The following is a 21,220-nucleotide window of genomic DNA, read 5'->3' as shown; positions in this document are numbered from 1 at the left end:
TAAAATATGCTTAAATCTTTTATCGTAAGAAAACATCTATTTGTTATTGGTTTCTGGCTGATTTTCGGGATAACCATGTGGATTAATTTCCAGGCAGATTCCGGCAGATACAATTCACTTATCCAGACGTTAGCCATTGTAATAAGCTCCTTTATTTTCACTCAGTTTTTAACAAAAAAATTACTCCCGCAAGCCTTAAAAGAGAGGAAAATGAAAAAATTCCTACTCCAGGCAACGATTATGATTCTTTTACTGAGCTTTATTTACTCTTTTGTTTTTGCTTATATAGAAGTAGATTCCAGAACACCCCTATCTCCTGGTTTTAAAAGTCACCTCCCTATTTTATGGAAAGGATTTTATTTAGCTCTTCCTGCATCCTTTCTTATTAATGGAACAGCGTGCGGAATAACATTTTATCAGGAACACGGAAAAATTGAAAGGGATCACATTCTTTTGCAACAAGCCCATCTGGAAAATCAGCTTAAGCTATTACAGGACCAGATAAATCCCCATTTGGTTTTCAATATTCTCAATCATATTCATATCCTGATGAAAACCAATACTGAGCTTGCTTCATTTTTATTGCTAAAGTTTTCAGATATACTGAGGTATCAGCTTTATCACTGTAATCAGAATCAGGTCCTGCTTAAAAAAGATGTTGAATACCTACAAAATCTTGTAGAAGTTGAAAAATTGCGTTGGGGAAATGAACTGGATGTAAAAGCAACCTGGGAACTTTCCACCGATAAAGCGACTATTGCTCCCCTTCTTCTCGTTCCTTTTATTGAAAATGCCTTTAAATATGTTTGCCGCTTGCCGGGGCATAAAGGTTATATCTTAATTTCATGTAAGGAAGAAGATAACCAACTTTCTTTTTATGTGGAAAATTCCTACTCCAGTATAACTGTGCATAAAAGTAAAGATGGTGCTCATGGAATAGGGCTTAATAATGTACAGAAAAGACTTGACCTTCAGTACCCGGATTCATACTCTCTCAATGTGGAGTCTGATAATCATGTTTACAAAATTTCTTTAATCCTAAATCTCTCTCAGGAAAATGACAAACAATAATATTCCCAAAATGAAATGTCTGATTATAGATGACGAACCCTTGGCAAGATTCTATCTAAAAGACATGGCGGATCAAATTGATTTTTTGGAAGTTGTGGATACCTGTGCTACCGCATTAGAGGCTAATAACAAAATACAAGAGAATCAAATTGACCTCATCTTTCTGGATATTAATATGCCTTATCTTACAGGCCTTGATTTTTTGGAACAACTGGAGAATCCGCCCTTATGTATTTTCACAACTGCTTACTCAGAATATGCCTTAGAGGGCTACAGACTACAGATTGTAGATTACCTTTTAAAACCTATAGCATTTAATCGTTTTTACCAGGCAGTAAATAAGGCACAGCAGCAATTCATTTTATTTGAAAGATCCAAAAGAAATATTTCTCTGGATGATCCTTACTTATATGTACGTCAATCCGACACCTTTATAAAGGTTTCCTGGGTAGATATTTTATATATTGAAAGCATGCAGAACTACACCAAACTGCATTTTAAAGATAAAACACTTGTCATTCATCAGACAATGAAAGCTATCGAGGAGTCCTTATCCCCTGAGCATTTTTTTAGAATCCATAAATCATTTCTCATCAATATCACTCATATTGAAATGATTGCAGGAGGCAGGCTTTATATTAATAAAACAGAGCTTCCTATTTCGAGAACCCGTAAAGAAGAATTGCTTAACCAGGTCGTCTATAAGAAGCTCATAAGTAAATAAATTAAGGGAGATTCCAGCGAAGAGAAACAGCCATATAAAAGGTGGAAGCAAAACGAGGATCTTCCATCTTTTTTGATTTAAATATGCTTTTGATCTTACGGTCATTTTCACTAAAGCTCCTCAGGAGAGCAGTTCCTCCAGTAAGACGTAGACTTACATTTTTGCTGATCTGTAATTCAGGCCGTATCCCTGCTGTGATTTGCTGATAGCCAAGCAACGTGGATTTTCCTCCTTTATTCCTTTCTACCGTCATCCCGTTTAATCCAACGACTGCCTTGATAGCAAATTTATCTGAAAACTGATAGCCCGCCTCCATTCCTTCAGGAAAGTTGATGTTGAATTTGATTTTATTTCCCGTTTTCCAATCGAAATAGATCCAGGGCATAATCATGGGTACTCCAAATGCAGTAGTAAGCACAGGGCCTGCTCCAAGCGCAAGATTAGGAGTAAAGTTTTTTATAAACAATAAACCTCCCTGGCCTAAAACATCATCAAAGTTTACATTTTCAAGGTCGGTATAAACGCCGGCTGAAGCGGTAACCATCATGCTCCATTTTCCACCCAAAGGTCTTATATGCTGTAATCCAACCTGCGCATTCAGCATCTGATCAGGAAATAAATGAGTTTCATAGTTCTTATGGGACAGTTTAGCATAAGATCCGTTAACAAGTAATGACCATGATTTTATTTTTCCTTCACTTATTTTTTTCATGGAAAGAGGAATGCTGAAGCTTATATCCATTCTCTTAAAATCACTTTTGGAATCCGTTTTCATACTATCCTCAGGGCGGATGTAACTTGAATAAGGAATATATTCCGTTTTTAATTCTCCGGATAACCCGGATTGTGCGTTGAGCAGACAACTTAAATGAGTAAAACCATAAAAGGCAATCAAAAGACCCTTCTTCATAATGTAAAATTTTCACAAAGAGAGGGTATTCAAAAAGCGAAACAAAAAATACTTGATTAAGTGTGTACATCTTGTGATGACCTGAAATAACTGCATGACCAATAGATGCCATACGCTTGTTCCTGTCCTTATTTATGATCTCATACGGCTTAGTCTCAGCGCAGCAATACAATAAAAAAGCCACAGTACTAGTACTGTGGCTTCTAACAATATTGAAAATTAAGTATTACTTTATTCTCCCTGCTGGTTTCCCAAAAAAGCATCCCAGCCTTGCGCCGTAAGCGGTATCAGCTGGTTGGAACCTCTGGCCACCATAAAATTCCCGTCCTCCTTATCTACAGCATGTCCTATAATCGTAAAATCAGGGTGGTTTTTTATTTTATCAAAATCTGCCGGTGCGATTGTAAATAATAATTCGTAATCTTCACCTCCACTTAATGCTGTTACAACAGGATTCAAATTCATTTCATCAGCAGTTGAGATCGTAAGGCTATCCATAGGGATCTTCTCTTCATATAGCCTGAATCCGACTTTTGACTGGTCAGAAAGGTGCAGTATTTCAGAAGCAAGCCCATCAGAAATATCGATCATAGAAGTTGGTTTTATATCCAGCTCTTTAAGGATCGTTTTAACATCCGTTCTTGCCTCTGGCTTTAATTGTCTTTCCAGAATATAATCGTATCCTTCCATTTCCGGCTGCATATTCGGATTTGCCAGGAAAACGGCATGCTCTCTTTCTAAAATCTGTAACCCCATATAGGCTCCTCCAAGATCTCCGCTTACGACCAATAAATCGTTCGGCTTCGCACCACTTCTTTTAACCAGATTCTCTTCATCTTCAATTCCTATCGCGGTAATACTCATTACCAACCCTGTATTAGAACTGGTGGTGTCTCCTCCTATTAAATCTACTTTGTATCTCGCGCAAGCAGCCTGGATACCGGAATAGATTTCCTCTAAAGCTTCTACCGGAAACCGGTTGGAAACGGCAAGAGAAACTAAAATCTGTGTAGGAGTAGCATTCATCGCCGCTACATCACTTAAATTGACAACGACAGCTTTGTATCCTAAATGCTTTAATGGAACATACCCCAGATTAAAGTGAACTCCTTCTGCCAATACATCAGTTGTAAGGACCACTTTCTTTCCGCCCGGATTGATAACTGCTGCATCATCTCCAACTCCAAGCTCCGAAGATTCATTGGACAATGGAAAATGTTCCGTTAAGTGTTTGATCAATCCAAATTCTCCTAATTTGGAAATGGGTGTTAGTTCCTGAGATTTATCTTCAAACATATCTTTTTATTTATAAATGATGACAGATAATTGATAAATGATGTTCGATATTCTTTTATCTATGATCATTTATCAATTATCATTTATTTGTTAAACTCTGAAGGATCAATGTTATGAGGATGGAAAGGAAACTTTTTAAAATCCTCTCTGGTTAAAACTTCAGTGTCTGGTGTTTTATATTTATTCATTGCTTCAATAACATCATCCGGAGGAGTGGTCATTTTTCTCAGCATCATATCAATCCATACCCCTGTAGCTTCAGACGTTGCACAATGCACACCATCCGGAGTATAGAATTTGTGTATAAAACGGTAGATGGAAGAATCTTCCGAGCAACCGCCTATTTCCACACTCACGATCACCGTCTGATCAGCATAGATTTCTTTAAAAAAAGAATATCTTTCATGAAGCATAACAGGTCCTATCCCCCATCGACTCAACTGGGTAACTCCCATTTTTTCTTTTGTCATAAAAGCCATCCTGGCTTGTGCACAATACTGCACATAAGATGAATTTGCTAAGTGTTTGTTGGCGTCAAGATCGCTCCAACGCACTTCGAAGGTATGGTAGAATGTCATTTGAAATTGTATTTAGAATAATAAAATTATAATCTTCAAAAATACTCAAATAAGATGGTTTATAAAAATTGTACTTTTGGAAAAATAATCTTCACCATAAGATTACAGGTACATGAAACAAATTATTATTATCGGAGGAGGTGCAGCGGGGTTTTTCTGTGCATCCAACCTTGACGAAACCAAATATAAAATTATTATTCTCGAACAAAACTCGGATGTCCTCCAGAAAGTAAAAATCTCAGGAGGAGGTCGTTGTAATGTAAGTCACGCTTGTTTTGACCCCAAAGAATTGATTCAGTTTTACCCTCGTGGGAACAAAGAACTTTTAAGTGTTTTTACCAAATTTCAGCCCGGAGACACCATGGAATGGTTTGAACAACGAAACATTTCGTTGAAAATAGAAAATGACAATAGAATCTTCCCTGAAAGCAATTCTTCACAAACAATTATCAATACTTTTCTCAACGAAGTCCAAAAGAAAAATATAGATGTAAAAACAAAATCTGTTGTAAAAGAAATTGTAAAGGATGGTGAAAGATACATTGTAAAGACCAGTTCGGAAGACCTTGTAGCGGATTACATCATTTATGCTACAGGAAGCTCTCCAAAATCTCTGAAAATTGTAGAAAGTTTAGGACACAGAATCATTAGCCTTGTTCCCTCACTTTTTACTTTCAACATTAAAAATGATCTTCTGAAAGACCTTGCAGGAACCAGCTTTGAAAATGCAGAAGTTTCAATACCAAAGTTGAAAACAGCGGAAAGTGGGCCGCTCCTGATAACACATTGGGGATTATCCGGACCTGCCATACTGAAAATTTCGGCCTGGGAGGCGATCAATCTGGCAAAGGTGAAATATAACTTTGAAATTGAAGTAAATTTCATTTCAAAAACACTAGATGAAGCAGAGGAGATATTTCAAAACTTCAGACACAGCAATCCTAAAAAGACCATAGGTCAGTCAAAAATATTTGAAGTTACCAACAGATTCTGGCAGAAAATTCTTGACACTTTAAAAATAGATCTCAACAAACAGGTAGCTCATATTTCCGGAAAGGAAATGCAGGCGATCCTAATCAGTCTCTGCTCTAAAAAACTTCAGGTTACAGGCAAATCAACCTTTAAAGATGAATTTGTAACTGCCGGAGGAGTGGATTTAAAAGAAATCAACTTTAAAAATATGTCTTCAAAGATCCTTCCTCGGTTTTATATTGCCGGTGAAGTATTAAATATTGATGCAGTAACGGGTGGGTTCAATTTTCAGGCATGCTGGAGTGAAGCATGGTTGATTGCACAGGATCTGAACATGAAATGATTATCTAGTCAATTATAACAAGGATGTAATTGCAGTGTTTTTAATTCAAAAGAAATATCAGAATATTCTTAAAATCCTTTTAATGATAGGATTCGGTTATTTCTTTTGGCTTATGCTTCAAATTACCCTGGAATATATTCCTATAAGCCCTGAAGTAAGCTTTTTACAGATCAAACAGACGGAGGTAAGTCATAGACCTGAATATCTTTACCTCTTCTACACTCATGTTTATACCAGTATATTTGTACTGTTACTGGGCTTTTTAGCGATTCTGAGAAAAGATTTCGGTTTGAAAAGCCTACACAAAAATATAGGAAAGAGCTATATTTTTGTGGTATTATGCCTCTCTGCTCCCTCGGGAGTTTATATGGGTATATTTGCCAATGGAGGATTCCTTTCAAAATTTTCTTTTATTATTCTGGGAATCCTGTGGTGGATTACGACCTTCAAAGCCTTTAAGCTGGCAAAACAAAAAAAAATTCCTCCTCCATAAGCAATGGATGTGGAGAAGTTTTGCATTGACACTATCTGCTATTACTTTAAGAATGTGGAAAGTTATTATTGTATATTTATTTCATCCAAATCCGATGGATGTATATCAGATCATTGCCTGGCTTGGTTGGATTCCTAATATCCTTTTAATTGAGTTTTTAATCACAAAAAAAATACTATGAAAATTTTAAATTACACTCTAGTATCTCTGTTAGCAGTCGCGTTATCAAGTTGTAAAAAAGAAGCTAAAAGTGCAGGCCCTGCAATGGCAAAAAAAGGCTCTGTTGTAATTCAGGAAATCCATAAAGAATACTATGGAATCTACACGGGTGATTTCGGCGGAAAGGAAAAAGTGATTGACGAATATGACGGTAATGAATATGAAGATAATATATTTAAAAAAAATATCTGTAAAAATAAACAAGATTACCAAAGACAGTGTATATGGACAAAGCATTGTAAATGGCAATCAGCGACCATTCCGTGGCATTTTTAATGAAGAAACAAAGTCTTTTGTACTGGATGAACCCGGAAATGATAAAACCGACGGAAGATTTGAAATAAAGCTCAATAACGATAGCTTAACAGGTAAATGGACAGCCTTCAATAAAACAGCAGTAAAGTCCCCTTCAAAGACGTTAAAGCTTATAAAAAAAAGATTTTGTGTATAACCCTAACTTTATGCTGGACGAAAACTCTGACCTGGTAGATTGGTCGAATCCTAAAGATTTTATTGAAAAGTATACTGATGAAGAGACGGGAAAAACAGAAAGCTATACAACCTCGAAAAACAGGGTCGCTTCTGAGGCTATTTTTAAAATCAATGCTTCCAAACAGAAGTTAACAGAAAAAGATCTTAAAAACCTGAGAAAACTTGATATGGAAATCATCAAAAACTCTGTCTTTGCAAGACATGGATACTCATTTAAAAAAGAAACCTACAGAAACTTCTTTGAACATACAGACTGGTATATTCCCGTTTCGAATAATGTAGATCATGATCTATCTCCAGTAGAAAAGGAAAATGTTGCTTTATTAAACCGTTTCATCAAATATGCCGAGGATAAATACGACAGATTTGGCCGTTAAAAATAAAAGATGATAAAAAAATATCTTAGCCTTTTTGCTTTAATTTTCTGCATGGTCTTTCTTTCTGCACAAAAAGACTCTGCTTCCACTCAGAAAAACCATTCGGTTATTTCTCCCGACGAACTTGCCGGATACAAAAACCCTGAATTTCCTGGTGGTCATCAGGCATTTGTAAGAAAGATTCAAAGCAATTTCCAAACGTCATTATTAACCAGGCTCAATACCAGTACAGCAAAAGCGGTAGCTACATTTATAGTAGAAAAAGATGGCAGCATGAGCCAGATACAAATAGAATCCTACGAAAATGAAATCATAAAAAAAAGAATTCCTGAAGGCTCTTCACAGTGTACATACAAAATGGATTCCCGGAGAAAAAAAATGGAGAAAAGATCAAAATGAAAATGAAACAGCCTCTAATTTTCTGGCTGGAATGATTTATTTTCAGCTACTTTTATGATAAGATAGAGAAATAAACATCCTATCGCATAACATGCGATATCTACCCATGAAAATGAATTTCCTATAACAATATACATCAGGCTTCCTTTTTGGAAGCCTGCTTTTTCTGCAACATTAAAATACTGAGCAAATTCAATGATACATGAGAATATAAAAATTCCTGTAATAAGTTTTGTATTATCAATTGTAATGAAGCTTTTGACAAAAGTATAAAGAAGGATTACAACAATAACATCTCCCAAATAGGCCCTGACAAAGAAAACATTTTTTAATGCAGTAGCAATTATGACTTCTGTCAGAAATAGTAGAATCGTCAGAATAAGGTATTTGATATTAAATTGTAGTTTCATTTTCCTGGTTTAACCAAAGTCATTATACTGGATATAATAAAGCGGGCATGTGCCCGCTTTATTCATTTTTTATTACAAATAGGAGATTATTTTTTTACTTTTACGGTACATCCTATTGCAACCGTTTTTGTCATTTTAACAGGCTCTCCCTTTAGTAAAGCATTGACTGCATCTTGTGCGTAATACTCTGAAACATCATTGGGATTGTCGTAATTGTTATCGATCGCTCCTATATATTTAACTATATTCTTTCCATTTTCTTTTTGTAAAATAAAAACATGCGGCGTTTTAGTTGCCCCATACTGAGGATAAATTTTTTGTCCCTCATCCACTAAATAAGGAAATGTAAAGCCTTTTTGTTTAGCCCTTTCAATCATTTGCTGATATCCGTCTTCCGGTTGTACATTCGGATCATTCGGGTTAATGGCAATTACGGGATAACCTTGTTCTTTGTATTTTTTATCCAGCGCAATAATCCTGTCTTCGTATTTCTTAGCATACGGGCAATGGTTACAGGTGAAAATAATAATAAATCCTTTAGCACTTTTATAATCACTAAGGGAAACTATTTTGCCATCAATATTTTTCAGTTTAAAATCTGTTGCCTCATCTCCTATTTCGTATCCTTTTTCAGATCTTATAAAACTATATTTCTCTTTTACTGTGTTCTCATTATTCTTTGCGGTAAAACTCAATAAGCCGAAACCAATAATAAAAGATGTTATGATAATTTTTATGTTCTTCATAGTATTATAAATATTTAAAGTAAATTTTTATTAATAACAGACTCAAGTTCAGTTTTGCTCATTTCTCCATCATTAAAAAAGATCTTTTCGCCTCCTTTATAAAACAAAGTTACGGGAATATTTCCATCCCAGTTTTTTTCGAACCGGGGAATCCATGTATTCATTCTTTTGATATCATCCAATAAAATAACTTCAGCAGTAAGCTTTTTATTTGTGATAAACTTTAGCACTTTTTCTTTATCCGCTAATCTGTCGAGTGAAACTAAAATCATTTTAAATTTCTGATTGTCTTTATTCTTGTTATTTACTTCCATAAAATCAGCAAGTTCTTTTACACATGGAGCACAAGTCGTTGACCAAAAGTTCAGGACAAGGAACTTATCGGTTTCCTGCTGAATACGTTTTTCAAGCTCTTCATATTTCACAGAAGAAATTTCAGTCTGCTGTGCCTTTGAAATGGTAACTCCTAATGATAGGAATAAAATTTTTAAGAAATGCTCCATATTCAAAATTAATAAAAAGTTTCATTGATTAATGATTTTCAACTAATTAATATACCTGAATTCAGGTATTTTTCATGAATTCCATTCACCAATTATGGATATATCAGAATTAAAAATGTAATTTAGTTTAGTCAAATTAAAAGTTTTTATTATGAAAAAATCAAACACTAAATCAAAAAAACTAACTAAAAAAGAGTTGAAAGAAATTAACGGTGGAAGAGTTGTCTGCCCAAGGGTAATCAGCTGCATTGACCGTCATACAGGGCAGGAACGCTATGGTGTGCCAGGAGTTCAGGATGATTATTGCTGCTAATTGGTTGTACTAATAGCTAATCAAATAATAACAAATCTACGATGACACCATTATCTGGTGTCATTTTTCACACAAAACAATGTGCTTTTAAACAAATTAAATATTATAATTATGAAAAAATCAAACATCAGAATCACAAAATTAACTAAAAAAGAGTTGAAGAAAGTTAACGGAGGTGTGGGACATGATTGCCCTGTTGTATTTAGCTGTTTTGACAGAAATACAGGGGAAGAATTAATAGGAGTTCCCGGAATACAAGATGGGTATTGTTGCTAATTCAAATTAGCTACAGCATAAAAAAGAAAGCCATATGGCTTTCTTTTTTCTTATTAAATTAACCCCCAATCATCTTTTTTATTGCATTAAGCTTCATTAAAGCTTCTATTGGGGTTAGCGTATTGATATCTATTTTAGTAAGTTCTTCTCTGATATTTTCCAAAACAGGGTCGTCTAGCTGAAAAAATGATAACTGCATATTTTCATCTGTCACTCTTTTAATACTTTCCGATGAAGTTCCCTGAGTTCGGCTTGCTTCCAGGGTTTTTAGAATCTCATTAGCCCTGTTAACCACTTTCGCCGGCATTCCGGCCAGTTTTGCCACATGAATACCGAAGCTATGCTCACTTCCACCCGGAACCAGCTTTCTCAGAAAGATAATATTCCCTTTATTTTCCTGTATGGAAACATGGAAATTTTTCACCCTTTCAAAATTAACTGTCATCTCATTCAGCTCATGGTAGTGGGTTGCAAATAATGTCTTAGCCTGACTTGGATGCTGGTGCAGATATTCCGCGATAGCCCAAGCAATTGAAACCCCATCATAGGTTGATGTACCACGACCGATTTCATCCAGCAGGATCAAACTCCGTTCTGAAATATTATTAAGAATGTTAGCCGCTTCATTCATCTCAACCATAAAAGTAGATTCCCCGGCAGAAATATTGTCTGTCGCTCCTACTCTGGTAAATATCTTATCTAAAACCCCTATTTCAGCATGTTTTGCCGGCACAAAACTTCCTATTTGCGCCAGAAGACAGACGATCGCCGTCTGACGAAGAATTGCAGATTTACCCGCCATGTTTGGGCCGGTAACCATAATGATCTGTTGGGAATCCTTGTCTAAAAAGATATCATTAGGAATATATTTTTCTCCCAAAGGAAGAGCATTTTCAATAATTGGGTGTCTTGCCTCCTTCAGATCAACAATGTAGCCATCATTCAAAATAGGCTTTGTATAGCTTTCTGAAACAGCAAGCTCCGATAATCCTACCGCTACATCGAGCTGCGCAATGATATTCGAATTTTCCTGAATCTGGTCCATATAAACCATTGTTTCAGAGCACACATTCCTGTATAACTCATTCTCTAAAACACTAATCTTTTCTTCAGCTCCAAGAATCTGACTTTCATATTCTTTTAATTCTTCAGTAATGTAACGCTCTGCATTAACGAGTGTTTGCTTTCTCAACCAATCCCCTGGAACTTTATCTTTATGAGTGTTCCGGACCTCTATAAAATATCCGAAAACATTATTAAAATCTATTTTAAGGCTTGAGATCCCAGTTCTTTCTATTTCCCGTTGACACATTTCATCGAGAAAGCCCCGCCCTTTGCTTTGAAGGTTTCTAAGCCTGTCGAGTTCTTCCGAAATCCCCTCTTTAATTACTTTCCCTTTTGAAATATTTACAGGAAGTTCTTCATTGAGTCTATCCTGTAAAGACTGAATTAGTTCTCCAAGATCATAAAGCGGTTCAATCCATGCCAGCACATCAGCAAACGGATGAAGTAAGTCCTTAATTGTATGGATATTAACTAAGCTCTGACGAAGATAACCTATTTCTTTCGGGGAAATTTTTTCTGCTGCTAACTTTCCCATCAAACGATCGAGGTCGGAAATAGATTTCAGCAATTGAGAGATCTCATATTTTAATCCATCGTTCTCATTTAAGAAGTCAATAAGGGATAACCTCCTTTGAATTTCATTAACAGATTTGAGCGGAAGAATAATCCTTCTTCTTAAGAGCCTGCCTCCCATTGGGGTTGAAGTCCTATCAATAATATCTAACAAAGACTTTCCTTGTGGGTTGCTTGGATATACAATCTCTAGATTTCTTAAGGTGAAATTATCCATCATCAGGAAATCATCTTGTGGGATCACCTTGATTTTAGTGATGTGGGCAAGTAAGTTATGATGGGTATCTTCTACAAGGTACGCAAATATAGCTCCTGCCGCTGTAATTGCCAGGGACAGATTTTCTATACCAAACCCCTTTAATGAATTGGTTTTGAACTGCCCCGTTAATTTCTCATATGCAAAATTGTATTGAAAAGCCCAATCTTCCAGTTTGAAAGCACTTTTATTTTTCAACTGTTCAGGGATCTGAACACTTCTCTGATAGATAATTTCGCTGGGATCGAAAGTGCTTACGATATGCAAAAGCTTTTCGAGAGTTCCCTCACTTACCAAAAATTCTCCGGTAGAGATATCAACCAGTGCGATTCCAAACTTTTCCTTTTCTTTATGGATCGAAAGCAAGAAATTGTTCTTCTTGGAACTAAGTACCTGATCATTAAAAGTAACTCCCGGGGTTACCAGTTCTGTCACCCCTCTTTTTACAATACCTTTTACCATTTTAGGATCTTCCAGCTGATCGCAGATAGCCACTCTAAGTCCTGCACGAACTAGCTTAGGCAGATAAGAATCTACTGAGTGGTGTGGAAATCCTGCCAGTTCAATATGACCTTCTCCGTTCGCTCTTTTGGTAAGCACAATTCCAAGCACCTGAGAAGCACGGATTGCATCCTGTCCAAAAGTCTCATAAAAATCTCCCACTCTGAATAATAAAAGAGCATCCGGGTATTTTCCCTTGATGGTATTATACTGAGCCATTAATGGAGTCTCCTTCTTCGTTTTTGCCATAATAAAAAATGAAGGTCAAATTTAAAAAATAAATTCAGGGTTAAAAAATTGTTTCTCTATTAATCTACGAGCTCCTCTTTTGTTTTGATTAATTTTTTATCGTACTTTTCGATAAAATTAAGTAATGGATTTTCCAATATTAGAAACAGACAGATTAATTTTACGACAACTTACCCGGAATGATGCTAAAGATTTATTTGAATATTTTTCTTTGGATATTGTGATGGAATATTATGATCTGGCAACTTTTACAGAATTGGAAGAGGCCGAAAAACTAATTGACACATTTAATAACGATTTCGAAAATAATAAGGGATTTAGATGGGCTATTGAGCTGAAAGGCGAAAATAAGGTTATAGGAACCTGTGGCTATCACAATTGGTTTCACGAACATTTTAAGGCGGAAATAGGATATGAACTGAATCCTGAATATTGGCAAAAAGCTTATATGAAAGAAGCGGTACAACCTATTTTATCTTTCGGATTCGAAAAAATGAATCTTCACCGAATAGAAGCTTTTATAGATCCTGCTAATATCTCTTCTGAAAAACTTTTGTTTTCAGCTGGTTTTCAAAAAGAAGGGACCATGCGCGATTTCTTTTTTGAAAAGGGTAAGTTTGTAGATGCTACTATTTTTGGCCTTTTAAAAGACAGAAAATAAAAGAGTATTCTACCGGCCTTTTCTCAGATGTCTTTCTAATGCTTCAGTACTTTTTTCATATGCCCATTTCTGTTTATAGTTTACCCATTTTGCTTTAAAAACTTTTCTCAAAAGCTTATCGGTATACCTCATGATAAATACATGATAAAGCATACTGGCAAAAACTTTAGGCTTGTTGGGGAGTGCGCGTAGCGATAACGAAAACCCGGGCTCAAGATACCTGTTGAAATGCCAGAATGCTCCCGGAATAAAGAGTGCATCTCCATGCTCCATGAAGATTTCATATCCTTTTGCATATTTCAAGGCTGGAAACTTTTCATAATCAGGATTTTCATAATCTACATCATAAACAGTATGAACCGATAATGGTACTTTATACAGAAAAGCAGATTGCTCCTGATCAAAAAGCAGTATCCTTTTTTTTCCTTCAAAATGAATGTGCATAAAATCTCCTAAATCCACATCATAATGCATTAAAACATGAGCCTCACTTCCTCCAAAAAATAAGGTTGGAAGTCTTTTAAAAAACTTCATTCCAAGATCAGGATAAGTAAAGTTCTTTAATAGTTCCGGAAGCCTGTCGGTAATGATATAGAAAAAAATACGAAGGTCTGAAGGTTTACTTTTAATCGTATCGATATAATCCTTCATTTTCATATGGGTAACAGGAGCATCTGAGCTTTTAGAAGCATTAGCAGGTTTGTTATCATATAACGGAACTTCCTGCTCCCCTGCTTTTTCACGAATGTAAGCAAGGTTCCACAAATCAAATGCATCCCAATGTCTTGCAAAATTTTTGATCAGAACGGGCTTCTTTTTTTTTGAAATAATTTTTCTGAAAATCTTCTTTACTGATATCGTTGACAACATCTACTTTTTCTAGAATCATCCATAATTGATTTAATGCGAAATAAAAGTAATGTTTTTTTGAAATTTATAAAAACTTTACCTTTCACATTTTCTTATTCTTTGAATATTATCAATTAAAAATCAGGAAAAAAGATATACCAACACGGAAATAATTCCTCCAAAAAAAAATAAGAGCACATCCACCCGGCCCGTTCTGAAATTTCTTTCTGCTGTATTTATTTACATAATGTCCGCTTACCCAGGTGCCATCTCTTTTATAGTGCCCTTTTCTGTAATATCCCATTTTTAGTTTTTTTACAAAGAAAATAAGCTCGAAGAAGACCTCATTACGGGTTTCCGTAAAGAAAGTATAAAATGAAAAAAATTATCTTTGTAAGATCAACCTAATTTATGAGAGTTTATAATACAAAACATTTCCTGAAAATACTTTTCAGCCTACATAAAAGCGATACCCTAAAGATCCTATTTCCAACAATGCTATTGGTGGGAGTATATTCTTACGGAATCGAATATCTTGAGGTGGAGTATCTACATCTCACGTCAAAATCTGCGGTAAGCAATGTAGGTATGATCCATTCATTATTAGGGTTTGTGCTTTCTTTACTATTGGTATTCCGGACGAATACGGCTTATGACAGATGGTGGGAAGGAAGAAAGTTATGGGGAAAACTGGTGAATGATACCCGGAATATTGCCATAAAGCTCAATTTAATCCTTGACAATGACAGACATAGTGCAGAACAGGTGGCAAGATACTTGAAGTTCTTTCCTCATTTTCTCGCCAAACACCTTTCTAAGGAATCTACAAGACTTGCATTGGATGAAGATTATTCTGAGATCGAAAAATCCCTTAAGCACCATGGCCCCAGTGAAATTGTAATATTACTCAGCCATAAATTAAATCAGCTAAAAAAGGAAGGTAAAATTACAGATGTAGAAATGGTATATCTGGACACTCAGCTTTCAGGGTTTCTGGATATTTGCGGAGGTTGCGAAAGAATCAAAAATACACCTATTCCTTATTCTTATTCATCTTTTGTAAAGAAATTCATCATCTTATATGTATTGGCTTTGCCTGTAGCATATGTTATCAGCATTGGTTTATTTATGATTCCTTTGACTGTATTCGTCTATTATGTCTTAATGAGTCTGGAACTTATTGCCGAAGAAATTGAGGACCCTTTCAATAATGATGAAAATGATATTCCGATGGAAACCATTGCTCAGAATATTGAAAAAAATGTCCATCAGATCATGGGATTAAAAAATAAAATCAACCTTTAGAGGTTGATTTCTTTTAGTTCGCCATCTTGCTTGATTTCTACAAATTTACTTTCGCGATTTGCCGACGAATAGTTATAGAAAAAAGTCTGGTATATAGGAGTTGAATAAAGGTATCCTCCGTAAGCATTATAAGCATCCGACTGTCCTGTTTGCTGCTGATAACTTGCCGTTGCAGTAAAATTCACAATCGTCTCGAGATAATAATTACCCGGTTTTAATTTTTCAAATTTAAATCTGCCATGATCATCAGTCAGAGCTTCTATTCTGTATTTAAAAGCTTCATCAGACATGTAAACGGTTGTTTTCTTATTCTCATACTTTTTCCTCATCTTATAAAACTCTTCAAAATAAGGGGTTACAGGAAAAAGCATAACAACGGTTCCTTTTGGTGCATAATGTTTTTCCCCCAGTAAAGGTTTGATTCCCCAGTTGTTTTTTTGTTTGGTAGACGCCACTCCTTCAATGGTAGAATTTCCAAAACCGATCATGTTTTGAGCCAGTTTTTTATCAAAGAAGGCCTGTGGATAATATGTATTCTGAGCTTTTGATAGTATAAAAGCAGAGGTTAGCATCCCGAATACAAGTAAATTTTTCATGTCATATTTTTTAATCAAATATAACTATTTTACTATTTTTGAAATAAAAAAATCTATGAAATACATTTTTCTTTTATTATTTTCTGCATCTTCTTTGGCAATAGCACAAAAACCATGTGGATTTAAAGACGGACTACAGGAAGGAACCTGTAAACAGTTTTTTGAAAACGGGCAGGTCAAAGAAATCGCTGAATGGAAAAAGGGAAAACTGGATGGTGATGCAATCTTTTACTATGAAAATGGAAAAGTTCAGGCAAAAGGAGAATACAAAAAGGATTACAAAATAAAAGAATGGGCATACTACGATAAAAATGGTATCCTGACTTCTAAAGAGGTTTTCAGAAACGGAGAAAAAAAATGTCTATGACAATGCTTCTACCGGTACGTTTTATTCACCTTCCGGCACCATCACCGAAATTTCAAATTATAAGTTCGGAAAGCTGAATGGTGAAAGCAAGGTTTTTTACGAGAACGGAAAATCGGTGAAACAAATTGGCTACTACGAAAACGGGATAGCAACAGGAAAATGGAAAATGCTTTATCCATCAGGAAAAGTTCAGCGTGAAACAGAGTTCGCCAACGATAAATGGAATGGAACACGTGTTCATTACCGTGAAGACGGAAGCATTGAAAAAACAGAAATATATAAAGACGGAAAATTAATCTCTACAAAATAATATAATTGGTACATAAATTAAAACTGGAAGAACTCAACAGAATAGATGTTGAAACATTTAAAAAGGTTGAGAAAATTCCTTTGATCGTCATTTTGGATAATGTAAGAAGTATGCACAATGTAGGAGCCACGTTCCGAACAGCCGATGCTTTTTTGATTGAAAAAATAATTCTTTGTGGTATTACTCCGCAACCACCCCACCGTGAAATTCACAAAGCAGCTTTAGGAGCTACAGAAAGTGTAGACTGGGCATATGAAAATGATATCAACACAGCAATCCGGGATTTAAAAAGTCAGGGGTTTGAAATTATTGGCATAGAGCAAACCAGCAATAGTACCATAATCACAGATTTTACTATTGATAAGACTAAAAAATATGCCTTGATACTGGGTAATGAGGTAGAAGGAATAAGTGATGGAGCTTTGGAAAACATTGATGTATTCCTGGAAATTCCTCAACTAGGAACAAAACATTCATTGAATGTAAGTGTATGCGGAGGGCTCGTTATGTGGGAGTTTACAAAGGCTTTAAAATAAAAAACTGCATGTGTCCAATAGACAGTGCAGTTTGAAATAAATCTAATAAAAAGTAAAAATGAAAGGCGACAAAGATACTTTATTTTTATTTACAAACAAATTTTTGGCCCGGATTTTTCATTTTCACGAAAAAAAAAAACGAATATTACAAAACAGTTTCGTTTAATTTTTTATAAATTAGCACAATGTTTATCAAGGACTATATCTCAAAGGATTTCCCATGTTTTAGCCTGACTGACTCAATAGAATCAGCAAGAAGTACATTAGAAGACTTTGGATATACTCATGTTTTCATTAAAAAATCCCATCACTTTTACGGAGCTATTGCCAGAGAATTTCTTTATGACGCTGAAGGAACATTAAAAGATCTGGAGCACCAGGTTGAACGATTTGCTATTCTTGAGGATAACAATATCATGGACAGCATTCGTTTATTTTATACCTTCAATTCGAATGTAATTCCGGTCATCAATAAAACAGAAAAATATTTAGGATATATCATGTGTGAAGATGTCTTTCAGGATTTATCACGCTATCCTTTGTTTTCTGAATCAGGAGCTATACTTACTGTAGAAGCTCCCGCAAGAAAATATTCCATGACAGAAATTGCCAATATTGTGGAAAGCAACAATTCTAAATTCTACGGTGGATTTATCAGTTTTATGTCGGAAGAAGTGGTTCGTGTAACCATAAAGATCAGCAATGAAAATCTTGCATCTATTGATGCCACGTTCGACCGGTATGATTATAGAATTGTTGAAAAATTCTACTCTGATGAAAAAACAGACCTGTTTAAAGACAGATTTGGCTTTTTCCAAAAATTTATAGAAATATAACATGAAGGCAGCTATATATTCTCAAAAAAAAGATCTTGATACTTTTTTATATTTAAGCAAATTCGTTTCAGAGCTTGAGAGCAGGGGCGTAAAATCTGTTTTATACGATGAAATGGCTGAAGCCCTTCAGTTTTCAAAAATTTTCGAAACCTTTAATAATAAACAGGATCTTGTAGAGAAAGAAGTTGATCTTTTTTTCACATTCGGAGGAGACGGAACGATAGTCAACTCTTTAACCTTTATTGAAGATCTTGAAATTCCTATTGTCGGAGTAAATACAGGAAGGTTGGGTTTTTTAGCCAGCTTTACCAAGGAAGAAGCATTCAAAGAACTTGACGCAATTCTGAAAGGAGATGTAAAAACCAGCCGACGCTCTGTGATCGAAGTGGTTTCCCCAAGATCTGAAGAATTTTTTCCATACGCTTTGAATGACGTCACCGTTTCAAGAAAAGAAACAACGTCCATGATCACCGTAGATTCATTTATCAATGATGAATTTCTGAATGTATTCTGGGGAGATGGTGTTATTGTCTCCACTCCTACAGGTTCTACAGCCTACTCATTGAGTTGTGGAGGGCCTATTATTTCTCCTAATAACGAAAACTTTGTCATAACTCCTATTGCGCCACATAATCTGAATGTAAGGCCATTGGTAGTGAATGACCGTGTTGAGATAAAATTCAAGGTAGAAAGCAGGGTATCCCAATATTCTCTTTCACTTGATTCAAGACTAATACATATAGAGACTGATCAGGAAGTCATTATAAAAAAGGCTGATTTCCAGATTCTTTTGGTTCAGCCTAATAATTTAAGTTTCTATGAAACAATCCGCCAGAAACTACTTTGGGGGCGGGACAAAAGAAATTAGCATTTAAGCAAATTTTATTACCTTTACAACAACTTTACAAACACCTAATAATTTATTTAAAAAGTAAAACATGAGCAGAATTTTTCCGGCAGGAGTTGCCACAGGTCAATTGGTTACTGATATTTTTCAGTATGCTAAAGAAAATAAATTTGCGTTACCAGCTGTAAACGTTATCGGTTCCAGCAACGTAAATGCTGTTATGGAAACTGCAGCAAAACTAAACTCTCCTGTTATTATTCAGTTTTCAAATGGTGGAGCTGCGTTCAACGCAGGAAAAGGATTAAGCAACGACGGACAAAAGTCTGCTATTTTAGGAGCTATTGCCGGTGCTAGACATATTCACACTTTGGCAGAAGCTTATGGAGCTACTGTAATCTTACATACAGACCACTGCGCAAAAAAACTATTGCCTTGGATTGACGGTTTAATGGATGCTAATGAAGAGTATTTCAGACTAACAGGAAAATCTCTTTATTCTTCCCATATGCTGGACCTTTCTGAGGAGCCTTTAGAAGAAAACATTGAAATTTCTGCTAAATATTTCGAAAGAATGGCAAAAATGCAGATGACTCTGGAAGTTGAAATCGGTGTTACAGGAGGAGAAGAAGATGGTGTTGATAACTCTGATGTAGATAATGCAAAATTATATACGCAACCGGAAGATGTAGCTTACACATACGAAAAACTAAAGGCTGTTTCTGATAACTTTACTATTGCTGCGGCATTCGGTAACGTACATGGAGTTTACAAGCCTGGAAACGTTGTTCTTACACCAAAAATTCTGGATAATTCTCAAAAATTTGTTCAGGAAAAATTCGGAACCGCTGCAAAACCGGTCAACTTTGTATTCCACGGAGGTTCTGGTTCTACTTTAGAAGAAATCAGAGAAGCAATTGATTACGGTGTGATCAAAATGAATATTGACACGGATCTTCAGTTCGCTTATACAGAAGGTGTTAGAGATTACATGGTTAACAATATCGATTATTTAAGATCTCAAATCGGAAACCCTGAGGGAGAAGAAAAACCTAACAAAAAATTCTATGACCCAAGAGTTTGGGTAAGAAAAGGTGAAGAAACGTTCTCTACAAGATTGGTTAAAGCTTTTGAAGATTTAAATAACGTAAATACTTTAAAATAAGAACTGTACATTTGTATTAGTGTAAAACGTATTCATACATTTGCACTAATACATTTTACATTTATACATTAATACAAACAAAAATGGCATTCGACTGGTTTAAAAGAAAAGCAAAAAACATTACCACTTCTACTGATGAAAAAAAGGATGTTCCTAAGGGCCTTTGGCACCAAACTCCATCAGGAAAAATAGTGGAACACGAAGAGCTAAGGAAAAACAATTATGTTTCTCCTGAAGATGGATTTCATGTAAGAATAGGAAGTGCAGAATTTTTTGATATCCTTTTTGATGAAGGTAAATTCACTGAACTAGATGCTAATGTTGAAAGTATAGACATCCTAAACTTCAAAGATACAAAGCCGTATGTTGATCGTCTGAAAGAAGTAAAAGCAAAAACAAAACTTACAGACTCTATCAGAAATGCTGTAGGAACAGTGAAAGGTACTGAAATGGTGGTTTCTTGTATGGACTTTGCTTTCATCGGAGGATCTCTGGGATCTGTAATGGGAGAAAAGATAAGAAGAGCTGTAGATTATTGTATCGCGCATAAACTTCCTTATATGATCATTTGTCAGTCCGGAGGAGCAAGAATGCAGGAAGCAACTTATTCTTTGATGCAGTTGGCAAAAGTACAGGCTAAATTAGCACAGCTTTCAGAAGCGGGCTTACTGTATATTGCTTATTTATGTGATCCTACTTTTGGAGGAATTACTGCATCTTTCGCAATGACAGCAGATATCATTATGGCTGAACCTGGAGCTCTGATCGGTTTTGCTGGACCAAGGGTAATTCGCGAAACAATCGGTAGAGATTTACCGGAAGGCTTCCAGACATCTGAATTCCTTCAGGAAAAAGGATTTGTAGACTTTATTGTGAAGAGAACAGAAGTTAAAGATGTGGTCTCTAAAACAGTAAATTTATTAGCAACACATGCTTAAAAATTTGTAACAAATACGATATAATCTCTCTCTGATTAGGGAGAGAT

The 21,220-nt window shown here is 35.5% G+C and carries 28 protein-coding genes; 19 read left to right on the top strand and 9 right to left on the bottom strand.

Translation table 11 applies throughout. The annotated features are described in order from the left end of the window. The first annotated feature begins 6 nt into the window (after nucleotides 1-6). Nucleotides 7-1,071, top strand: a complete 1,065-nt coding sequence (locus ACJ5H0_RS12795; RefSeq protein ID WP_411249829.1) for a sensor histidine kinase — start codon at nucleotides 7-9, stop codon at nucleotides 1,069-1,071. After that, nucleotides 1,058-1,795: a LytR/AlgR family response regulator transcription factor gene (locus tag ACJ5H0_RS12790; protein ID WP_273650312.1), complete on the top strand. Its 738-nt coding sequence runs from the start codon at nucleotides 1,058-1,060 to the stop codon at nucleotides 1,793-1,795. The genes ACJ5H0_RS12795 and ACJ5H0_RS12790 overlap by 14 nt, the downstream gene beginning before the upstream one ends. Nucleotide 1,796: 1 nt before the next feature. On the opposite strand, the gene ACJ5H0_RS12785 is transcribed toward ACJ5H0_RS12790, so the two are convergent. From ACJ5H0_RS12785 to ACJ5H0_RS12775, 3 genes are all read right to left on the bottom strand, one after another. Next, entirely contained in the window at nucleotides 1,797-2,705 is a 909-nt protein-coding gene (locus ACJ5H0_RS12785) for a DUF6268 family outer membrane beta-barrel protein (protein WP_172281872.1), read from the bottom strand. A 231-nt stretch (nucleotides 2,706-2,936) separates the two neighbouring features. After that, nucleotides 2,937-4,001, bottom strand: a complete 1,065-nt coding sequence (gene thiL / locus ACJ5H0_RS12780) for a thiamine-phosphate kinase (protein ID WP_411249828.1) — start codon at nucleotides 3,999-4,001, stop codon at nucleotides 2,937-2,939. Nucleotides 4,002-4,084: 83 nt separating this feature from the next. Next, nucleotides 4,085-4,579, bottom strand: coding sequence for an acyl-CoA thioesterase (locus tag ACJ5H0_RS12775; RefSeq protein WP_172281867.1), 495 nt, complete (start codon nucleotides 4,577-4,579; stop codon nucleotides 4,085-4,087). 112 nt (nucleotides 4,580-4,691) lie between these two features. Here ACJ5H0_RS12775 and ACJ5H0_RS12770 point away from each other — a divergent pair, with 112 nt between their 5' ends. The 6 genes from ACJ5H0_RS12770 (at nucleotide 4,692) to ACJ5H0_RS12745 (ending at nucleotide 7,874) form a co-directional block, all read left to right on the top strand. Further along, the gene (locus tag ACJ5H0_RS12770) at nucleotides 4,692-5,894 is read left to right on the top strand and encodes a BaiN/RdsA family NAD(P)/FAD-dependent oxidoreductase (RefSeq protein ID WP_306613264.1); all 1,203 of its coding nucleotides are present in this window, start codon (nucleotides 4,692-4,694) and stop codon (nucleotides 5,892-5,894) included. Between the two features lie 82 nt (nucleotides 5,895-5,976). Then, entirely contained in the window at nucleotides 5,977-6,387 is a 411-nt protein-coding gene (locus ACJ5H0_RS12765; RefSeq protein ID WP_411249827.1) for a DUF2306 domain-containing protein, read from the top strand. Further along, complete coding sequence (locus tag ACJ5H0_RS12760; protein ID WP_337249970.1) at nucleotides 6,278-6,568, top strand: DUF2306 domain-containing protein; 291 nt, start codon at nucleotides 6,278-6,280, stop codon at nucleotides 6,566-6,568. The genes ACJ5H0_RS12765 and ACJ5H0_RS12760 overlap by 110 nt, the downstream gene beginning before the upstream one ends. Beyond that, a complete protein-coding gene (locus tag ACJ5H0_RS12755) occupies nucleotides 6,565-6,882 on the top strand; it encodes a hypothetical protein (protein ID WP_411249826.1) in 318 nt (105 codons plus the stop codon). The genes ACJ5H0_RS12760 and ACJ5H0_RS12755 overlap by 4 nt, the downstream gene beginning before the upstream one ends. Nucleotides 6,883-7,067: 185 nt before the next feature. After that, nucleotides 7,068-7,475 (top strand): YARHG domain-containing protein, encoded by a 408-nt coding sequence (locus ACJ5H0_RS12750; RefSeq protein ID WP_411249825.1) that lies wholly within the window; start codon nucleotides 7,068-7,070, stop codon nucleotides 7,473-7,475. Nucleotides 7,476-7,484: 9 nt separating this feature from the next. Beyond that, nucleotides 7,485-7,874 (top strand): hypothetical protein, encoded by a 390-nt coding sequence (locus ACJ5H0_RS12745; RefSeq protein WP_411249824.1) that lies wholly within the window; start codon nucleotides 7,485-7,487, stop codon nucleotides 7,872-7,874. A gap of 14 nt (nucleotides 7,875-7,888) precedes the next feature. Here ACJ5H0_RS12745 and ACJ5H0_RS12740 read toward each other — a convergent pair whose 3' ends face one another. The 3 genes from ACJ5H0_RS12740 to ACJ5H0_RS12730 form a co-directional block, all read right to left on the bottom strand. Beyond that, entirely contained in the window at nucleotides 7,889-8,284 is a 396-nt protein-coding gene (locus ACJ5H0_RS12740; RefSeq protein WP_411249823.1) for a ribosomal maturation YjgA family protein, read from the bottom strand. Between the two features lie 86 nt (nucleotides 8,285-8,370). Then, nucleotides 8,371-9,030 carry a thioredoxin family protein gene (locus tag ACJ5H0_RS12735; RefSeq protein WP_411249822.1) on the bottom strand — a complete coding sequence of 220 codons (660 nt, stop codon included), beginning with the start codon at nucleotides 9,028-9,030 and terminating at the stop codon, nucleotides 8,371-8,373. 14 nt (nucleotides 9,031-9,044) lie between these two features. Further along, nucleotides 9,045-9,533 carry a TlpA family protein disulfide reductase gene (locus tag ACJ5H0_RS12730; RefSeq protein WP_411249821.1) on the bottom strand — a complete coding sequence of 163 codons (489 nt, stop codon included), beginning with the start codon at nucleotides 9,531-9,533 and terminating at the stop codon, nucleotides 9,045-9,047. A 151-nt stretch (nucleotides 9,534-9,684) separates the two neighbouring features. Here ACJ5H0_RS12730 and ACJ5H0_RS12725 point away from each other — a divergent pair, with 151 nt between their 5' ends. Beyond that, on the top strand, nucleotides 9,685-9,846 hold the full coding sequence (locus tag ACJ5H0_RS12725; protein ID WP_172281848.1) for a bacteriocin: 162 nt from the start codon (nucleotides 9,685-9,687) through the stop codon (nucleotides 9,844-9,846). A gap of 111 nt (nucleotides 9,847-9,957) precedes the next feature. Continuing rightward, nucleotides 9,958-10,122 carry a bacteriocin gene (locus tag ACJ5H0_RS12720; RefSeq protein WP_172281846.1) on the top strand — a complete coding sequence of 55 codons (165 nt, stop codon included), beginning with the start codon at nucleotides 9,958-9,960 and terminating at the stop codon, nucleotides 10,120-10,122. Between the two features lie 58 nt (nucleotides 10,123-10,180). Here the strand turns inward: ACJ5H0_RS12720 and mutS are convergent, their stop codons facing one another. Next, on the bottom strand, nucleotides 10,181-12,766 hold the full coding sequence (gene mutS, locus ACJ5H0_RS12715; protein ID WP_273650303.1) for a DNA mismatch repair protein MutS: 2,586 nt from the start codon (nucleotides 12,764-12,766) through the stop codon (nucleotides 10,181-10,183). 124 nt (nucleotides 12,767-12,890) lie between these two features. On the opposite strand from mutS, the gene ACJ5H0_RS12710 reads away from it, so the two are divergent. Next, nucleotides 12,891-13,427, top strand: a complete 537-nt coding sequence (locus ACJ5H0_RS12710; RefSeq protein WP_411249820.1) for a GNAT family N-acetyltransferase — start codon at nucleotides 12,891-12,893, stop codon at nucleotides 13,425-13,427. Nucleotides 13,428-13,436: 9 nt separating this feature from the next. Here the strand turns inward: ACJ5H0_RS12710 and ACJ5H0_RS12705 are convergent, their stop codons facing one another. After that, a complete protein-coding gene (locus ACJ5H0_RS12705) occupies nucleotides 13,437-14,294 on the bottom strand; it encodes a cupin-like domain-containing protein (RefSeq protein ID WP_411249819.1) in 858 nt (285 codons plus the stop codon). A gap of 393 nt (nucleotides 14,295-14,687) precedes the next feature. Here ACJ5H0_RS12705 and ACJ5H0_RS12700 point away from each other — a divergent pair, with 393 nt between their 5' ends. Beyond that, complete coding sequence (locus ACJ5H0_RS12700) at nucleotides 14,688-15,581, top strand: bestrophin family protein (protein WP_172281834.1); 894 nt, start codon at nucleotides 14,688-14,690, stop codon at nucleotides 15,579-15,581. Here ACJ5H0_RS12700 and ACJ5H0_RS12695 read toward each other — a convergent pair. After that, nucleotides 15,578-16,177 (bottom strand): hypothetical protein, encoded by a 600-nt coding sequence (locus ACJ5H0_RS12695; protein ID WP_172281832.1) that lies wholly within the window; start codon nucleotides 16,175-16,177, stop codon nucleotides 15,578-15,580. The genes ACJ5H0_RS12700 and ACJ5H0_RS12695 overlap by 4 nt on opposite strands. A gap of 55 nt (nucleotides 16,178-16,232) precedes the next feature. Between ACJ5H0_RS12695 and ACJ5H0_RS12690 the strand changes: the two genes are divergently transcribed. From ACJ5H0_RS12690 to accD, 7 genes are all read left to right on the top strand, one after another. Next, nucleotides 16,233-16,544: a toxin-antitoxin system YwqK family antitoxin gene (locus tag ACJ5H0_RS12690; RefSeq protein WP_411249818.1), complete on the top strand. Its 312-nt coding sequence runs from the start codon at nucleotides 16,233-16,235 to the stop codon at nucleotides 16,542-16,544. A gap of 115 nt (nucleotides 16,545-16,659) precedes the next feature. Further along, nucleotides 16,660-16,854, top strand: coding sequence for a toxin-antitoxin system YwqK family antitoxin (locus ACJ5H0_RS12685; protein WP_411249817.1), 195 nt, complete (start codon nucleotides 16,660-16,662; stop codon nucleotides 16,852-16,854). A gap of 5 nt (nucleotides 16,855-16,859) precedes the next feature. Further along, nucleotides 16,860-17,390 carry an RNA methyltransferase gene (locus ACJ5H0_RS12680; RefSeq protein ID WP_411249816.1) on the top strand — a complete coding sequence of 177 codons (531 nt, stop codon included), beginning with the start codon at nucleotides 16,860-16,862 and terminating at the stop codon, nucleotides 17,388-17,390. Between the two features lie 185 nt (nucleotides 17,391-17,575). Continuing rightward, on the top strand, nucleotides 17,576-18,226 hold the full coding sequence (locus ACJ5H0_RS12675; RefSeq protein ID WP_172281826.1) for a CBS domain-containing protein: 651 nt from the start codon (nucleotides 17,576-17,578) through the stop codon (nucleotides 18,224-18,226). A gap of 1 nt (nucleotide 18,227) precedes the next feature. After that, the gene (locus ACJ5H0_RS12670) at nucleotides 18,228-19,094 is read left to right on the top strand and encodes an NAD kinase (RefSeq protein ID WP_411249815.1); all 867 of its coding nucleotides are present in this window, start codon (nucleotides 18,228-18,230) and stop codon (nucleotides 19,092-19,094) included. Nucleotides 19,095-19,164: 70 nt separating this feature from the next. After that, entirely contained in the window at nucleotides 19,165-20,235 is a 1,071-nt protein-coding gene (gene fbaA, locus ACJ5H0_RS12665) for a class II fructose-bisphosphate aldolase (protein WP_172281822.1), read from the top strand. Between the two features lie 83 nt (nucleotides 20,236-20,318). Next, a complete protein-coding gene (gene accD, locus ACJ5H0_RS12660; RefSeq protein WP_411249814.1) occupies nucleotides 20,319-21,173 on the top strand; it encodes an acetyl-CoA carboxylase, carboxyltransferase subunit beta in 855 nt (284 codons plus the stop codon). Nucleotides 21,174-21,220: the final 47 nt, after the last annotated feature.

The organism is Chryseobacterium proteolyticum (assembly GCF_046591535.1).
In the GTDB taxonomy this organism is placed as follows: domain Bacteria; phylum Bacteroidota; class Bacteroidia; order Flavobacteriales; family Weeksellaceae; genus Chryseobacterium; species Chryseobacterium proteolyticum.
Note: the sequence above shows the minus strand (reverse complement) of the source record. Positions and strands in the feature narration are given on the sequence as shown.